This is a genomic window from Bilifractor porci, from assembly GCF_009696005.1.
GTDB classification, from domain to species: domain Bacteria; phylum Bacillota; class Clostridia; order Lachnospirales; family Lachnospiraceae; genus Bilifractor; species Bilifractor porci.
This window is the reverse complement of the sequence record NZ_VUMV01000002.1, coordinates 274,595-289,099: the sequence shown is the minus strand read 5'-3', so window position 1 is coordinate 289,099 and position 14,505 is coordinate 274,595. Positions and strand designations below refer to the sequence as shown.

Sequence of the window (14,505 nt, the reverse complement as noted above, 5' to 3'; positions counted from 1 at the left end):
GACTTTCCCTCCAACTCTAAAAACCGGATACCTGTCCCGGATCAACTTTACGAGCTGAGAAAAAGTCCTGAAGAATCTGAGAATCCTTTATTCTATTTTCGTGTTTCATTTCAGGAAAAGTATCTGTTTTTCATCCAGCTGAAGAAAATCCGGCATGCCTTTTTTTTCCAGAAACTTCTGAATATTTTCCTGCGCGAACCAGGAAATATACGCCGGATTCTCCGGCTGCCGTTTTCCCTGAGGAACTAGGTAGAAATTCATCTCAAAGGGAAGTTTCACCCGGCGTCTTTCCTGAACACGGAAACTGTTCGGCGGAATTTTCCCCTCATACTCCGGATGCTCCCCCGCCCAGACAGGAATAAACCAGTGCGCACGGTACCCGATACATGTGGTTTCCTCCGGTATTTCCCGTTCCGTAAAAAGTTCTATTCCCCAATCCTTCAGAAAGGCGTGGTGCGCGTCTCTTCTCTCCAGCGAGCAGAAGTTTTTACAGCCCGTAAGCACCGCCGCCTGCCGGATCCGGGGTTCTGCAAACACCGCTTTCTTTTCTCCGGCACGTATCACCTGTCCCTGTTCCATAATCAGCACATCGTCACAGAAACGGTAGATCTCATCCCGGTTGTGGGAGACCAGAACCACCGTTCCCCCGTATCCCTCCAACATCTCCGAGAGCTGTTCCTGCAGCTGATCCCGAAGATAGGCGTCCATGGCGGAAAACGGTTCATCCAGTAGAATGATCTCCGGCCGGCAGGCCATCAGCCTGGCAAGCGCCGCCCTCTGCTGCTGTCCTCCGGACAGCCTGGACGGATAATGGTCCTCCAGCCCTTCCAGATGAAACCGCCCTGTCATTTCCCTGACCCTTCTGCGCTTTTCCTCCCGCGTCCCGGACAGTCCGGCAGCAATATTTTCCGCCACCGTCATGGCCGGAAACAGTGCATAGTTCTGAAAAAGATAACCGATGTTCCTTTTCTGCGGTTTCTGGTTGATTTTCCGGGCGGAATCGTACAGAACCCGGCCGTCAGCACAGATCCTTCCCGCATCCGGCGTCTCAATCCCGGCAATGCTTTTGAGCGTCATGCTTTTCCCGCATCCGGAGGCGCCCAGAATGCCGATTCTTTTTCTCCCCTCCGAAAAGGAGACCCGCAGATCAAAATCCCGCAGTTTTTTGCTGATGTCTACCTCCAGATTCATTCTGTCTCTCCCGTTTCCGCTGTCCGTGTGAATGCCTCCCGCAGAGAACCCTGTCGAAACGTCTCCTACCATCTTTCCAGATTTTTCATGTTCTTTCCCGCCACAAAGTTCATCAGAAAAATCACCGCAAAGGCAATCAGCAGGACAACAATGACCCAGACCCCCGCCGTCAGATAATCCCCGTCCTGGATGACCATGGCGATCCGCTGCGAAACCGTCGCCGTCTTTCCTGGAATATTTCCCGCCAGCATGGATGTCGCCCCGTATTCTCCCAGCGCCCGCGCAAAGGTCAGAACCGTTCCGGCCATAATTCCCGGACCCGAGGTGGGCATCACGACTTTCCAGAAAATTTTCGTGTCGGACATTCCCAGCGTTCTTCCGGCATATACCAGGTTCATATCAATCTGCTCGAAGGCAGCTCTCGCGTTCCGGTACATCAGCGGAAAAGCGATCACCGTCGCGGCGATAATGCAGCCCAGCCAGGACTGCACCACCTTGATCCCGAACTGCCCGTAGAGAAAAGCGCCGAACGGACGTCTCTTGCTGAAAAGCAGCAGAAGAAAAAAGCCCGTCGCAGTCGGGGGAAGCACCATGGGCAATGTCAGAATTCCATCCAGCACAGACCGGGCTGCCGGTCCCCGCCTGATGGAACGCCGGGCCGCAAAGATTCCCAGAAAAAAGGAAATAACCGTTGCGACCACTCCCGTCTTCAGCGAGATCCAGAGCGGACTCCAGTCCAGATTTTTCAGTATATCCGCCAGTTCACTCATGGTTCCTCCTCTTCTGCTATATCTATTTGTCCGCGGGGACATACACAGCCTGCGGTCCTGTATCTTTCAGACACGGCCGCTTTCCCTATGGATTTCTCCGTCATGCCGTCCGTCAGCCTACGGGTGTCAGCTGCCTGATACATTTGTATCAAAGTAATAGTTCTGGAAGATCGTCTTGGCCTCATCCGAAAGGATATAGCTTTCAAAATCCGCGGCAGCCGCCGTCTCGGCACTGTCCGCCTCATCATTCTTCACCTGCGCAATCGGGTAAATGACATTGCCCGTCAGGTCGTAGCTTACTTTCTGCAGGATATCGAGCTTGTCCTCATAGCCGTATGTATCCGAATAATACGTGGTTCCCACTTCGCAGGAGCCTTCCACGACAGCGCTGAGTACCTTGCTCACATTGCCCTGCTCGCTGATTTCCACACCGCCCAGCGCTTCCGATACCTGCTGCGTCGTGTACGCGGAAGGATCATCAGTTTCGGGCAGAATTCTCAGACTCATCAGCGCGGTCCTGGTATATTTTCCCACCGGGACCGATCCGTCCGCCAATGCGATGCTGGCGGCATCTCCCAGATTTTCCAGCCCGGTCACCTTTGTCCCGCTGTCCTTCAGTGTAATGACACACACCCGGTTATTGACCACGTTTTGGCGTGTTCCGTCCAGAACCAGCCCGTCTTCCTGCAGGGTGTCCATCTGCTTCTGCGCCGCAGAGAAAAACAGATCGCACGCATACCCCTCCTCAATCTGGGTAAGCAGCGTTCCGGAGCTGTCCGCGTTAAACGTAATCGTGACATCCGGGTGCGTCTCGTTATATTTCTGCGCGATTTCCGTCATAACCGTATTCAGACTGGCAGCGATAAAAACCTGGATCTCCGTCTTTTCTCCTCCCTCTTGTGTACTTCCGGAAGCAGAAGATACCGCCTCTTTCGTTCCCGCCGTCTCGGAGGAAGACGCCTCTGACGCAGCGGAGGATCCTCCGCAGCCTGTCAGTCCAAGCACAACTGCCCCGGCCATCACCAGTGACAGAATTTTCTTTTTCATACCTTCCTATCCTATTTACCGCATCCCTGCCTTTTTTCAGGGATAAACCTCCTATCCTTCCAACCGCGGACAATCCGGAGATTTTCATCCCCCGCGGCCTTTCCCGGCAGCCCAGGCCGCCCGACGCATGCTCAGCCGCCGATACTGACCATATCCATCTGCTCGGTGATGCCTGCCCTGTTCTCAAAGCAGTGCGCCGCCGGCTTTTCCCGGACTGCCTTTTCCAGGATTTCCGTCAGTATTTTTCGCCTTTTTTCTTCTTCCACACCCGGATATTCCCGGAATACCCTCATCAGATCCTCTGTCTCCCCATAACAGAGACAAGGCTTCAGTTTTCCCTGTGAGGTCAGCCGGATACGGTTGCAGCTGCCGCAGAATTTCCCGTGCATGGCGCTGATAAAGCCGATGCTTCCCTTCCAGCCGGGAATCTGTACATAAACAGCCGGCCCGTTTCCGTGGACAGCCGTGTCGGGATGAAGCTCCGGCCATTTCCGGCGCATCTCCCGGAAGAGCTCTGTATTGGAAACTCCCGGAACCAGCCGGCCGTGTCCGACAGGCATCATCTCGATAAACCGGACATCCAAATTCCTGTTTCCGGCAAGACCGGCAAGCTCCGGCCACTCCCCGTCATTGACGCCCCTCTGGAGCACACAATTTACCTTGACCCGGAAAGGAGCGTCCCCGCTCTTTCCGTCCCTGCGTGACCATTCCGACTCCTCCAGAGCTGCTTCCAGTCCCTCCAGGACAGCCGGGAGCTGGTCTCTTCCTGTAATCTGCCGGAAAGTTTCCCGGTTCAGCGTGTCCAGGCTGATATTGACCCCGTCCAGCCCCGCCCTTCGCAGCTCCTTCAGATACTGCCCCAGCAGTACGCCGTTGGTCGTCATCGTAACCTGCCGGATTCCCGGAATCCGCTTCAGCCGCGCGACCAGTTCCGGACATCCAAGCCTTGCAAGCGGCTCTCCGCCTGTCACCTTAATTCTGCTGATCCCCAGGCCGGCAGCCGCGGACACAATCTCCGCAATCTGCTCATAGGAAAGGATCTGGCTTGCCGGAACCTGCCGGATTCCGTCCGGCATACAGTAGCGGCAGCGCAGATTGCAGCGGTCCGTGATGGAAATCCTCATATATTCAATTTCTCTGCCAAAACCGTCCTTCATACACATCCGCCCTGTTGAGACTGTCTTTTCGCGGCAGCCTTCTTTGCCGTATCGCTATATTCCTTATGAACCCTGTAAAAGCAGGGGGTTTACTTTCCGAATCCGCAGTTCGGGAACGTGCAGGTCCCGCAGTTCAGACACAACCCGCCCTCTCCCAGCACATCCAGATCCCTCTTCTCCAGAATTTCATCCGCCATCAGCCTGGGAAGGACCAGGTCAAAGACCGTCCGCTTATTGTACATGACACAGCCCGGAAGGCCGCATACCGGAATATGCTTCTCCCCGTAATAAGCCAGAAGAAACATAGCACCCGGCAGCACCGGCGCACCGTAGGTCACAATCCTTGCTCCCGTGTTCTTAATCGCCAGCGGCGTCCTGTCGTCCGGATCCACGCTCATGCCGCCTGTGCAGAAAATCATATCCGCCCCGGCATCCAGAAGCTTCCGGATCGCCCCGGTAATCATCTCGTGGTCGTCGCTGCAGACCTCGTGCCCGATGATCTCCACATCAAACTCCGACAGCTTGCCCTGCACGACGTCGGTAAAGGTATCCTGAATCCTGCCGTAATAAACCTCATTGCCGGTTGTCACAATGCCGGCCTTTTTATGATGAAACGGCAGAACGGTAAGAATCTTCCCGCCGGGCGCGGCGCGTCTGGCACGCTCCATTTTTTCTTTTTCAATCACCAATGGAATGATCCTGGTTCCTGCCAGATGATCGCCCTTCTTTACCGGAAAATTCCCGTGCCTTGTGGCAATCATCATCTCTCCCAGCGCATTTACCGCATTCAGCTTTTCCCTATCCACCTTGAGAAGTCCGTCGATGTCTGACACCAGCTCGATTTTTCCTTCCTTTACCGCTGTCGAATGCATATAGTCATTTCTGCAAAGATCGTAAAGAATCTCCGCCGCTTCATTTTCATGCAGGGTATTTTCATTATTTTCCCAGATATACACATGATCTTTCCCGACTGAAAGGAGAACCGGAATATCCTCTTCTCTTATCACATGACCCTTCCGGAATACGGGTCCCTTTTTCTCTCCACGGATAATCTGCGTGATGTCATGACACAGGACCTGTCCGACCGCGTCTTCCGTTTTCATCAACTTCATTTACATTTCCTCCATACAAAGCCTTTTTCTTTGGCTCTGGGTTTTCATAAATCACTTGACACTACCCGAATCCTTCTGCCACTCCGGCTTATACCTTTTTCCCTGTGACAGACGTTCTTCCTGTCTCCAGAATTCTATCCGCAATTTTTTCCGCATCTTCGAAGCCCAGCACAGGTTCCGAAAACAGTTCCGCCGGAAGATCGGTAACAATCAAAAACCGTCCTTCCGGATTGGACGCAGGCTCCCTGGAAATGCAGCCCCGTACCACCTCTATTTTCGGCCCCGGCTCCTCCTTCATTCCCTCAATCAGAATCACATCCGCGTCCGGAAACTGGGCAGCCAGATTTCCCATGGATTCCCCCGCCGTTCTTTTGTGAATAAAACACTGCGAGGCGGAGAAAACCGCCGTTCCATACGCCCCGGCCCGGTCAAACCGGTAACTGTCGGTTCCCGGCACATCACAGGTAAAATCATGCCCGTCATGCTTCAGCACGGCCACCCGGAGCCCTCTGCCGGTAAGGATGCGGATCAGGCTGACAATCAATGTTGTCTTCCCTGAATTTTTGATTCCGCAGATTCTGACAACAATCTGCCGTTGCGGCACCGGATTCTTTGTTCCTGCTGTATTTTCTTTCATACCCTTCTCCCGACTGCTGCTTCCGGTCGTGTTTTCGGACAGACGTAACCGTACTTCTCATGTCCGCTTCCATCCGACTTCCTGCTTCTCAGAGCATGCAGACACGAACCTGATCCCCCGCCTCTGCCTCCTGCGAACCGGAGGGGAACTCCACCATGCAGTTGCATCCGGCCATATTGCTCAGGATGCCGGAGTCATTGGAGCCCTGTGCAATACGTACCTTTCCGTCCGCATAAAAAGCCCGCACAAAACGCCGGGTCGGGCTTTTTTTCGGATAACCGTTTTCCAGAACCGCCTCCCTGTATTCCGTACCAAGCTCCCGCCTGCCCGTCATCTTTTCCAGAACAGGCTTTACCAGGAGATTCATATTTGCGGCCGCTCCATAGGGATTCCCCGAAAGACTGATGATCTCCCTTCCTTCGTACATGCCCGCCAGCGTCGGCATGCCGGGTTTGATGCGCACCTTCCAGAAAATACGCTCCACACCCAGAAGCCGGTATACCTCGTGCATAATATCCTTTTTGCCGACAGAAACGCCTCCTGTGGTAAGAATCAGATCCGCCTGTCCCACGTTCTCCCGCAGATACTCCGCGGCCTCCTCCGCATGATCCTGAACCAGCTTTCTCCCCGCAATATCCACGTCCCAGATGCGGCACTGGGCGCAGAGCATATGCAGGTTGGAGTCATAAATCTGCCCCTTCCGGAGAGGCGTTCCGGGCTCCGCCAATTCGTCTCCCGTGGACATTAACAGGAGCCGGGGCTTCCGGTACACCCTGACCGTCTTTCTTCCAAGCCCGGACAGAATGCCGATTTCCACCGCATGGAGCTGCAGCCCGGCCTTCATCAGACAGGAGCCCGCCTTGTAATCCTCGCCCTGAAAGCAGTAATTCTGCCAGGGTCTGAGACTGTGATAGACCAGAACCGTGTCTTCCCCGTAATCCGAATCCTCCTGGCGCAGAACAGCATCCGCCCCCTCCGGGATCGGCGCCCCTGTCATAATCCGGACAGCCGTCCCCGGCGTTACCTCCAGCTCCGCGCAGTGGCCCGCATCTACTTCCGTCAGCACCCGCAGCTCCACCGGATGTTCCCTGTCCGCCCCGCGGATGTCTTCACTTCTCAGCGCATAACCATCCAGCGGAGATCGGGGAAACGGAGGCTGGTCACGCTCCGCGCAGATATCCTCCGCCAGCACACGCCGATCCGCCTTTTCCAGCACGACTTCTTCCGTCTCTGTCATTCTTTTCACATGCTCCCGGAGAAGCCGCACCGCCATTTCCAGTTCCAGAGGCTCTGTATTCATTCCCACACCCCACAAATATCCTTCCATACTTACTTGTTGACTTCTTATGCCCGCTCCCTGCGCATTTTCCATACGAGGCAGACAAACAAAAGCCTTTTCTAACTCCGGCATGTTTTTTCGCACAAATCAAAAAAGACCGTCGGCCAAAAAGCAGACAGTCTCCCTCTTCATCCCGTTTTGTAAAACCACTGGCACACAGGCAGGATCTCTCCGTACGTATAACTCCTTACGGGCACACCTGCAGCCGGACTTACACAGCAGCCGGATACGCAAAAAGCAACAGCTGTCACAGACAGATGACCCTGTGACAGTCTCCACATGTCTCCTTCTCAAATTGATGGAATTACTTCCATCCGGAAAGTCATGCCGTTTCCCGCATGGCTCTGTGCAGAGAACATTCTCTGCTTCGGCCTTTGTCCCATACCGCCGGTTCTGCTCGTTTCATGCAGCACGGACAGCTTCAGGCATAAAGGCTTGGAAACCATATTCAATTACAAAAATAGTAACGCAAAAAATGCACAAAATCAATCGCTTTTAGAAGTTGATTTCGTGCATTTTTGTAATATATAATCTAATTTGGAACCGGCTCGGACATCCGCCGCGGAAGTCCGGTTGCCCAAAGCTGCTTCAGCGCGCCTTCTTTCTTGTCTTTTTCTTTGGCAGCGTTGCCTGATAACTCATATCCAGCAGCCGGTAAATCGTTTCCTCCGGTACCGTCCCATCCAGCAGTACGGTTGTCCAGAGCGAATGATTCATATGATATCCCGGAAGTATCCCGTCCTGTTGCCGCATCACATCCGCAAACGCCGGATCCAGCTTGACATTCAGAATATCCAGTTTCTCATCCGGATCACCTTCAAGCCCCAGCTGGCGCCTGGAAGCCGAAGAAACAAGCCTGTACCATTTTCGGTTTTCCGCATGCCGCAGGGCAATCGCATCCGAAGGGGCAGAAAACGGAGCATCCCACGGCTCCTTATAATTTTTTCTGACATACGCCAGCAGCCTTCCGATGACAGGATTCTCTTTCATTTCACCAGACCCTACGGAAATTCATCAACTTGCTCTTTCTCTTGCTCTTCGGCCGTGCAGACAGCGCTGTACTTTTTTCTGTTTGTAGTTCCACTGATTACGGCAGAACAAATACTAAAAAAGAAACACCGTCCCCGGTACTTCAAGGTACCAAAAACAGTGCTTCGATGTGCGCCATCAGGGACTCGAACCCTGGACAAATAGATTAAGAGTCTACTGCTCTACCAGCTGAGCTAATGGCGCATCTTATCAATTACCGCAGCCGTTATCGCTGCAACAGTGGTATTATATGAAATCCTGAATAAAAAATCAAGAGGGAATTTAAGATTTTTTCAGGAGTTTTCAGGCCGCATTTCAAACGCGCAGGCTGTTATGCCATAGGACAGGCAAATTTCCATCATAAGAAACATCAGCATAAAAATAGCTATTGCAAAAAAACGCGCGACTTATGTCGACCTTTTATTCAATCTTTGTTGCAGCCGCTGCATAAAAGTCCGGATATGTTTCCTTGAGATACCGCACATCTCCGACCCAGTTCATGAGCAGTAGCCGAAGGACTTTCTCAAAATCCTCGTTGAAGTGATCTACATCACGCTCTGACAGTTCTTCCCAGGTACCTCTGAGCCGAAATTCGTCCATGAGATGGAAAACTCCCCAGAGCATTTCCGTAAAGCACTCATGCTCAATGACCAGCGGATTGGATGCAATAACGAGGATGTTTGTCTGGTTCCCCCGGATAAGCTGCCGTATCTTTGTGTACCCTTCCTCGTCAATATGCACATTTAACTTTGCGTTCTGGAGCTGATTAAGGATTTCCTTTTCCGTTCCGGACTGATACGCACCGGACCGCACCACTTCAGTCAGAAATGCATCTGTATCTGTCATCCGAAGAATCTCTTTTAACAGGTAAGCGCCGATACCGGTAAAAAAGGAGCTGGTCAGCATTCTTGTTTTTTCCAGGCGCTCCTTCTTTTCACGTTCATTGATAATCTCGCCGACCACCAATGTAGCAATGGCAATCGTCACCGGCATAAACGCCAGATCCTGCAGCAGATAAAACGCAGTTGTTCTCTCATCATGAAAAATCGCAATCTGCAAAATATATATCGCCGCCGAAACAGCAATCAACGCGATGACCACTCGACGGATTGTACGCTTATCCATGCCCGCCTCCCCACTTCGTTTCCTTCATCCGGCCACCGGGTTTTCCCTTCCTCTCGCGCTGCGCCGGATAAAATATTCCTGTACCTGAAATAAGATGATACCAGGGTCAAAAGGTCTTAACGCCTTCGTGCTTGCACGAAAAGGCGTTTGACCTTGGGACCCGCCCCGACATGAGCAAGAAGCAGAATCCTTGTTTTGTAAGGATTCTGCGGGATTGCGAATGGCGGGAGGATTGCGGGAATTGCGAAGCAATGAAGCAATCCGAAGGTATCATTTGAGGGCAAAATACCTTTTGACCCCAACATCAATAAAATGATACGATCCACTTATCCGAAAATAATCTTTTTAATGCCTTTCCCATAATGCCCGTTGGCAATCTCCAGAAGTCCCTGCATCAGCCCTCCCCGGAGTCCGCCCGAAATCTGTAAACACCTCAAAGGACTTCCCACACTGGAAGCCAGCTGCATCCGAAATTCCGGGTTTTGGGGATCCTGACGTCCATTGCATTTGACCGCCAGAAAAGTTTTGACCGCCTGATACAGCATCCGCATGACCAGCGAGCTGTCCTTCATTTCAAGGATGGTATTATCCATGGTAAAGGTTCCTTTTTCTTTCCTCTGTATACGGATGGGTTTTCCCAATGCCTGTTCCAGATCTTTCCGGCACGGAATTCCCTTACAGGTATCATACCAGCTTTTCTTCTCTGCGTTCTCCGATCTTGAGACATCTTCTCCCTCTATCCTTATTTCTTTTCTCATGCAGATTTCATCGCAGTTTTTCCCTGCCGCAATCCGATAAGTCCCCGTCGGAACGATACACCTGTCCTGCCACATGGCAAAATCCCGTCTGTTGAGAAGGAAGCTGACCGTTTTCTCCTCTCCGGCCTCCAGCGTGATTTTCTGAAAGCGGCGAAGAAGCCTTACCGGGCGATGCACACCGTCCTGCGGTGCCTCCACATAGAGCTGTGCCACCTCTGCCCCCGCGCGTTTCCCTGTATTTTTCACCACAAAGCGCACCGTAAATTCTGGTTTTTCTGCTGAAATGGGATGCCATCTGCCCGAAGGTTTTTCGATCTTCAGATCCGAATAGGAAAACTCCGTGTAACTGAGTCCGTACCCGAATGGCCAGCGGACTTTTTGCCCGGCTTTCTGATAATACCGGTAGCCCGAATACATCCCCTCCAGATAGAGCGCGTCTCTGGTCTTTCCGTAAAAAGAGGCAGACGGGCAGTCTTCATAGCGGATCGGCCATGTCTCCGCAAGTCTTCCGGAGGGATTGATTTCTCCAAAAAGGAGACGGAACACCGCCTCTCCTCCCGCCTGTCCGGGAAGTCCCAGATATAAAATTCCCTTTACCCGGTCCGCCCACGGGCATTCCACCGGACTTCCGCACAGAAGCACCACGACAGTTTCAGGGTTTGCCGAAACCGCTGCCTCGATCATGCGGAGATGTCCTTCCGGCATCTGCATATCGGTGCGGTCAAAACCTTCCGATTCATAGCGTTCCGGGAGTCCCGCAAATACGATAACCCTGTCCGATTCTGAAGCTTTTTTCCGGACTTCGGAAAGCAGTCGATCCGATGTGTTTCCCTCTTTGTCACAGCCCTCTGCATAAGCGGCGTTCCGGAAATACGAGAGCGGCTGGCTCACCCTGACGGCATGGACATGGCTGGAGCCCGATCCCTGAAACCGCATGTCTTTTGCCATATGTCCGATGACCGCAAGCTTTTCCCGCCCGGACAGGGGAAGAATTCCATCTTCGTTTTTCAGAAGCACAGCCCCCTGCTCCGCTGCTTCCCCGGCAAGGGCATTGTGTTCCTCATAGAGAGCGGCCTCATCTTCTGCCTTCCTGTACCTGCTCCTCACATCCGCAGAGCGGAATGCCAGGGAAAGGATGCGTCCCGCGCTCCTGTCAACGTCCGCTTCCGGCAGCTTTCCGCCCTGCACCGCGCGGATTGTTTCTTTCCCCATATAATTGCTCCCGCCCGGCATATTGAGATCGCACCCGGCCCGGAAGCCTTCGATCCGGTTATTCATGGCAGCCCAATCGGTTACCACCATTCCGTCAAATCCCCATTCCTCCCGCAGAATCTCTGTGAGAAGATTTCGGTTATCGCTGCAGTGGATACCATTCAGCTTCGGATAGGCGCACATAACCGCAGAAGGTTTTCCCTTCTTTACCGCCCTCTCAAATGCCGGAAGATATAGTTCCCGGAGTGTGCGCTCATCTATCACACTGTCTGAATTGAAACGGCTCTTTTCCTGAGAATTAGCCGCAAAATGCTTCAGGCATGCCCCGACGCCGCAGGATTCCAGGCCGCGGACAAAGCCCGCCGCCAGCTCTCCCGCCAAAACCGGATCCTCACTGAAATATTCAAAATTCCTGCCGCACAGCGGATTCCGCTTTATATTTACACCGGGACCGAGGACAACCGAGACGTCCTGAGCCAGCGCCTCCTCTCCGATGGCTTTTCCGATCTTCCCGGCAAGCTCCGGATCCCAGCCGGAAGCAATCACATCTTCCGCGGGAAAACAGGTAGCCTTTGCGGATTGATGCACCCCCAGCATATCCGCTCTGGCTTTCGATTCCTGCTTCCGCAGCCCGTGAGGTCCGTCGCACAGGAACATTGCCGGAATTCCATATTCAGGAAAAGCCTTGGTCTCCCAGAAAGACGCGCCCTCGCACAGCGCAATCTTGTCCGTAAGCGGCATCTTTCGGATAATTTCCCGGATTTTCTGTTCATGCTGACGCATACTGCCCACACCTTTTCATCTTCACACGCACTTTTTTACCCGAAAAAGCGATACCAAACTTCAGGACTTCGCGGAAGCCGCTGGCCCGCATCTCCGAATCATATCGTCTGAGATCTATCTGTTCCAGCGCTTCGTCCGCCAATGTATCCAGTTCCTCCGCACCCACATCATGGAAGCTGACGGATTGATCCATATAATCCGAAATCGCCTGCTGAAGTTTATCGTAATCATTGGAAAATAATAATTATAAAGAATAATCCGCAGTATATCAACGTATACACGATATACTGCGAATTAAATTGCGAACGTGCCGCGATTGAACTTTTTATGTCTTCGGCATATAATAAACCCGCTTTACGGAAAAAATTCCAGCAGCTATCAAGATATATGGAACGGAGAATCAATAAATGAGTGTACAGACAGTTACCCCCGCCGAGCTGGAGAGCTGGCGTGCGGAGGATTATATTTTGGTGGATATCCGGGACGAGAATGCGCACCGTCTCGGCAGTATTCCGGGCTCCATCCGCATTCCCCTGCAGGATCTGCTTGCGGGCAGCTTCGAGCTTCCCCCGGACAAAAAAATAGTCCTCTACTGCATGTTCGGAGTATTAAGCAAAACCCCTGCAGAAGAGCTTCTGGGCGAGGGCTATGACGCCTATCAGCTGGAGGGCGGCTATGGAAGCTGGCTTGTCCGCGCCATGAAATCAGAATCCGCCAACGAGGAGCGCCGTGCGGAAATTGAGAAGAGCCTCCGGAAAAGGTTCAAGCGCGACCTCATGGGACGCTTTGTAAAAGCGATCATTGACTATGACCTGATCCAGCCGAATGATAAGATTGCCGTATGCATTTCCGGCGGCAAGGATTCCATGCTGATGGCAATGCTTTTCAAGGAATTGAAGCGAAGAAACAAGATCCCCTTTGAGGTGGTCTATCTGTGTATGGATCCGGGCTACAGCGAAACAACTCTGGGGATGATCCAGGGAAACTCCAAACTCCTGGGAATTCCCCTCACGATGTTCCGCACCAGAATCTTTGACGCGGTAGACAATATTCCCAAATCCCCTTGTTATATCTGCGCCAGAATGCGCCGCGGCTATCTGTACCGCCAGGCAAAGGATCTCGGATGCAACAAAATTGCCCTCGGCCACCATTATGACGACGTGATAGAAACTACTCTGATGAGCATTCTGTACAGCGGCCAGACTCAGACCATGATGCCAAAGCTCCATAGCACCAACTTTGAGGGAATGGAACTGATCCGTCCCCTGTATCTGATTCGCGAGGATGATATCAAGGCATGGCGGGATGCCAACGGCCTGCAGTTTATCCGCTGCGCCTGCCATTTTACGGACACCTGCTCCGTGGACGGCCACGGCGGAACCGGTTCCAAACGTCTGGAAGCAAAACGGCTGATCGCCCAGCTGAAGAAAACAACTCCTTCTGTCGAGGGAAACATTTTCCGCAGCATGGAGAATATCTGCATGAATGCAGTTCTGGGATATAAGGATCACAACGGGAACCGCCACAGCTTTCTTGACACCTATGATTCCGACGACGGCAGCCCCCATCTGCTGTAATGCAGTCCCTGCTTTTTTCTTTACCGCATGCAAATACAGAACGATAACCAGAACAAATGAGAGAATGCGCCTCTGCTCTCAGCAAAAATTTTCTGCTTTTATGTTATAACAAATAGCCGGAGCTTTAAGCCCCGGCTGTTGTCTTATGCTTTTTCTGTTCCGGTATTATGCAGAAAATTTCTTTCCTTCCCCCCTCCTGAAAAGCAGACGGAAACAAAGCCTTCCAAGCGGTCCCCCGAAAAAGATCTGCCACGCCAGCGCCATCGGAAAGTTCATAGCGGCGGTCTGAAGCCATACGCTGATGAATCCTGCCCTCGAAGAATCCTTAAATAAAATCGTGGCGACAAAACTCATTGCCGGACACATCAGACAGACGGTAAGAGAACAGCGGATCAACAGGATCCAGATGAACGGCATATCCGGAGTTATGATACGTTTCGTCAGAAACAAAACCGGACGCTCCATGACGAATATCTCCAGGAAAATCGCCACCGGCCACATAATTTTCAGTTCTCCGAATGCCATTAAAAATATCCGATCCTGCATTCCGCCGATATTCAGAGCAATATTGTAGCAGATCAAGGCATACACCATAATAAACGCCATAATTACGGTAAAGATAAAATTTTCGAGCTTCGTTTTAGGCATAAAAAGCACTCCTTCTGTAATAATGACCGTGTTGTTCGTTATCACTAAAGGAGTGTGCGTTTCCAATCTTATACCGATATAAAATTTTAACAGAGGCAATTATAGCATAGATCTGTTCTT

The 14,505-nt window shown here is 52.3% G+C and carries 13 protein-coding genes, 1 tRNA gene and 1 riboswitch; of the genes, 1 reads left to right on the top strand and 13 read right to left on the bottom strand.

The window, feature by feature from the left end; all coding sequences use genetic code 11:
- Window positions 1-105: 105 nt before the first annotated feature.
- The 12 genes from FYJ60_RS04135 to FYJ60_RS04080 form a co-directional block, all read right to left on the bottom strand.
- On the bottom strand, window positions 106-1,191 hold the full coding sequence (locus FYJ60_RS04135) for a sulfate/molybdate ABC transporter ATP-binding protein (protein WP_154457297.1): 1,086 nt from the start codon (window positions 1,189-1,191) through the stop codon (window positions 106-108).
- 65 nt (window positions 1,192-1,256) lie between these two features.
- On the bottom strand, window positions 1,257-1,961 hold the full coding sequence (gene modB, locus FYJ60_RS04130) for a molybdate ABC transporter permease subunit (RefSeq protein ID WP_154457296.1): 705 nt from the start codon (window positions 1,959-1,961) through the stop codon (window positions 1,257-1,259).
- A gap of 126 nt (window positions 1,962-2,087) precedes the next feature.
- Entirely contained in the window at window positions 2,088-3,008 is a 921-nt protein-coding gene (modA, locus tag FYJ60_RS04125) for a molybdate ABC transporter substrate-binding protein (RefSeq protein WP_154457295.1), read from the bottom strand.
- 131 nt (window positions 3,009-3,139) lie between these two features.
- Entirely contained in the window at window positions 3,140-4,165 is a 1,026-nt protein-coding gene (moaA, locus tag FYJ60_RS04120) for a GTP 3',8-cyclase MoaA (protein WP_154457294.1), read from the bottom strand.
- An 89-nt stretch (window positions 4,166-4,254) separates the two neighbouring features.
- Window positions 4,255-5,277 (bottom strand): molybdopterin-binding protein, encoded by a 1,023-nt coding sequence (locus tag FYJ60_RS04115; protein ID WP_154457293.1) that lies wholly within the window; start codon window positions 5,275-5,277, stop codon window positions 4,255-4,257.
- Between the two features lie 88 nt (window positions 5,278-5,365).
- On the bottom strand, window positions 5,366-5,914 hold the full coding sequence (gene mobB / locus FYJ60_RS04110) for a molybdopterin-guanine dinucleotide biosynthesis protein B (RefSeq protein WP_154457292.1): 549 nt from the start codon (window positions 5,912-5,914) through the stop codon (window positions 5,366-5,368).
- Window positions 5,915-6,002: 88 nt separating this feature from the next.
- Window positions 6,003-7,241, bottom strand: a complete 1,239-nt coding sequence (locus tag FYJ60_RS04105; protein WP_205838956.1) for a molybdopterin molybdotransferase MoeA — start codon at window positions 7,239-7,241, stop codon at window positions 6,003-6,005.
- A 279-nt stretch (window positions 7,242-7,520) separates the two neighbouring features.
- Window positions 7,521-7,706: riboswitch (molybdenum cofactor riboswitch) on the bottom strand.
- Between the two features lie 135 nt (window positions 7,707-7,841).
- The gene (locus FYJ60_RS04100; protein WP_154457290.1) at window positions 7,842-8,243 is read right to left on the bottom strand and encodes an MmcQ/YjbR family DNA-binding protein; all 402 of its coding nucleotides are present in this window, start codon (window positions 8,241-8,243) and stop codon (window positions 7,842-7,844) included.
- 170 nt (window positions 8,244-8,413) lie between these two features.
- Window positions 8,414-8,486 (bottom strand) — tRNA-Lys (locus tag FYJ60_RS04095).
- Between the two features lie 216 nt (window positions 8,487-8,702).
- On the bottom strand, window positions 8,703-9,407 hold the full coding sequence (locus tag FYJ60_RS04090) for a hypothetical protein (protein WP_154457289.1): 705 nt from the start codon (window positions 9,405-9,407) through the stop codon (window positions 8,703-8,705).
- 326 nt (window positions 9,408-9,733) lie between these two features.
- A complete protein-coding gene (locus FYJ60_RS04085; protein WP_235903313.1) occupies window positions 9,734-12,160 on the bottom strand; it encodes a beta-glucosidase in 2,427 nt (808 codons plus the stop codon).
- Window positions 12,147-12,353 (bottom strand): PD-(D/E)XK nuclease domain-containing protein, encoded by a 207-nt coding sequence (locus FYJ60_RS04080; protein ID WP_154457288.1) that lies wholly within the window; start codon window positions 12,351-12,353, stop codon window positions 12,147-12,149. The genes FYJ60_RS04085 and FYJ60_RS04080 overlap by 14 nt, the downstream gene beginning before the upstream one ends.
- Before the next feature lie 214 nt (window positions 12,354-12,567).
- On the opposite strand from FYJ60_RS04080, the gene FYJ60_RS04075 reads away from it, so the two are divergent.
- Window positions 12,568-13,737 carry an ATP-binding protein gene (locus FYJ60_RS04075; protein ID WP_154457287.1) on the top strand — a complete coding sequence of 390 codons (1,170 nt, stop codon included), beginning with the start codon at window positions 12,568-12,570 and terminating at the stop codon, window positions 13,735-13,737.
- A 165-nt stretch (window positions 13,738-13,902) separates the two neighbouring features.
- On the opposite strand, the gene FYJ60_RS04070 is transcribed toward FYJ60_RS04075, so the two are convergent.
- Window positions 13,903-14,385, bottom strand: a complete 483-nt coding sequence (locus FYJ60_RS04070; RefSeq protein ID WP_154457286.1) for a DUF2798 domain-containing protein — start codon at window positions 14,383-14,385, stop codon at window positions 13,903-13,905.
- Window positions 14,386-14,505 lie beyond the last annotated feature (120 nt).

Excerpts from the sequence above, each read along its gene's own strand:
- mobB (WP_154457292.1), bottom strand. The coding sequence starts at position 5,914 with ATGAAAGAAAATACAGCAGGAACAAAGAATCCGGTGCCGCAACGGCAG.
- FYJ60_RS04100 (WP_154457290.1), bottom strand. The coding sequence starts at position 8,243 with ATGAAAGAGAATCCTGTCATCGGAAGGCTGCTGGCGTATGTCAGAAAA.
- FYJ60_RS04135 (WP_154457297.1), bottom strand. The coding sequence starts at position 1,191 with ATGAATCTGGAGGTAGACATCAGCAAAAAACTGCGGGATTTTGATCTG.
- moaA (WP_154457294.1), bottom strand. The coding sequence starts at position 4,165 with ATGAAGGACGGTTTTGGCAGAGAAATTGAATATATGAGGATTTCCATC.
- FYJ60_RS04075 (WP_154457287.1), top strand. The coding sequence starts at position 12,568 with ATGAGTGTACAGACAGTTACCCCCGCCGAGCTGGAGAGCTGGCGTGCG.
- modB (WP_154457296.1), bottom strand. The coding sequence starts at position 1,961 with ATGAGTGAACTGGCGGATATACTGAAAAATCTGGACTGGAGTCCGCTC.
- modA (WP_154457295.1), bottom strand. The coding sequence starts at position 3,008 with ATGAAAAAGAAAATTCTGTCACTGGTGATGGCCGGGGCAGTTGTGCTT.
- FYJ60_RS04070 (WP_154457286.1), bottom strand. The coding sequence starts at position 14,385 with ATGCCTAAAACGAAGCTCGAAAATTTTATCTTTACCGTAATTATGGCG.
- FYJ60_RS04080 (WP_154457288.1), bottom strand. The coding sequence starts at position 12,353 with ATGGATCAATCCGTCAGCTTCCATGATGTGGGTGCGGAGGAACTGGAT.
- FYJ60_RS04090 (WP_154457289.1), bottom strand. The coding sequence starts at position 9,407 with ATGGATAAGCGTACAATCCGTCGAGTGGTCATCGCGTTGATTGCTGTT.
- FYJ60_RS04115 (WP_154457293.1), bottom strand. The coding sequence starts at position 5,277 with ATGAAGTTGATGAAAACGGAAGACGCGGTCGGACAGGTCCTGTGTCAT.
- FYJ60_RS04085 (WP_235903313.1), bottom strand. The coding sequence starts at position 12,160 with ATGCGTCAGCATGAACAGAAAATCCGGGAAATTATCCGAAAGATGCCG.
- FYJ60_RS04105 (WP_205838956.1), bottom strand. The coding sequence starts at position 7,241 with ATGGAAGGATATTTGTGGGGTGTGGGAATGAATACAGAGCCTCTGGAA.